1 protein-coding gene is annotated in these 1,141 nt (G+C 37.8%); it reads left to right on the forward strand.

What is annotated here, in order from left to right; genetic code table 11:
* Positions 1–100: 100 nt before the first annotated feature.
* The coding region (locus PL11201_RS25610) for an RNA-guided endonuclease InsQ/TnpB family protein (RefSeq protein WP_079681644.1) at positions 101–1,141 on the forward strand (1,041 nt) is incomplete at its 3' end.

Consider the following 1,141-nt stretch of genomic DNA (forward strand, 5'->3'; position numbering starts at 1 on the left):
TTTTCATCGGAAATTTGGGTAGAAACCCCGTCCTTTTAGGACGGCTTTACATTTAGAGGTTTTCGCTATATACTAGAGAAATAGTGAAACACCTGAGAAGATGTACGCCACTCAAAAAAACCAACTTAGACGACTTAGCCAGCAGGAATTTAACGCCCTGACTGTTTTGTGTCGTTTGAGCAAGAATCTTTTTAATATGGCGTTGTATGAATGTAGGCAGTATTTCTTTACTCAAAGAAAGCGACTGACCTATGAATCTAACTACCATATTTGCAAGTCTAATGAGAACTATCGGCTTCTTAATACCGATATTGCTCAACAGACAATGAAGGTGGTAGATAGAAGTATGCGGTCTTTCTTGGGACTTCTTCAAGCCATCAGTATAGGACGCTGTGAACAAAAACCACAACTGCCTAAATACTTGCCCAAAGATGGTTATTTCCCTTTGATTATTCCGAGAATTAAAGTTAAAAATGGGGTGTTTAATATCCCCATGTCTCAACAATTTAAACAGGAATATGGGGAAGTGAAAATCCCACTCCCAGAAAGACTGAAAGACAAGAAGATTAAGGAGGTACGAATACATCCGAAATACTCGGCTCGATGGTTTGAGATTGAGTATATTTATGAAGATGAAAAAATCGAAACATCTGTTGATTCCGAAAAAGCGATAGCTATTGACTTGGGGGTTAATAATCTGGCAGCTTGTTTTGACACTGATGGGCATCAATTTTTGATTGATGGCAAAAGACTTAAAAGCATTAATCACTGGTATAACAAGCGTAACGCCCAGCTTCAATCTGCCAAAGACAAGCAAGGGATAAAAGGGATCACAAATAAACAGGCACGACTTAATCAAAAGCGGAATGACTCTATTCGAGATTATTTGAATAAATCGGCTCGAATAATAATCGACCATTGTTTGACTTATCAAATTGGTAAATTGATAGTTGGTTACAATCCGGGTATCAAGCAAGAGATTAATATCGGACGTTCTAATAATCAAAACTTTGTCCAGATTCCTTTTTGGCAGTTGAGACAAAAACTTAAAGCTTTGTGTTGTCGATACGGAATTGAGTATGGTGAGCAAGAGGAATCTTACTCCTCTAAAGCTAGTTTTTATGATCAAGATGAGATCCCT

The organism is Planktothrix sp. PCC 11201 (assembly GCF_900009135.1).
GTDB lineage: Bacteria > Cyanobacteriota > Cyanobacteriia > Cyanobacteriales > Microcoleaceae > Planktothrix.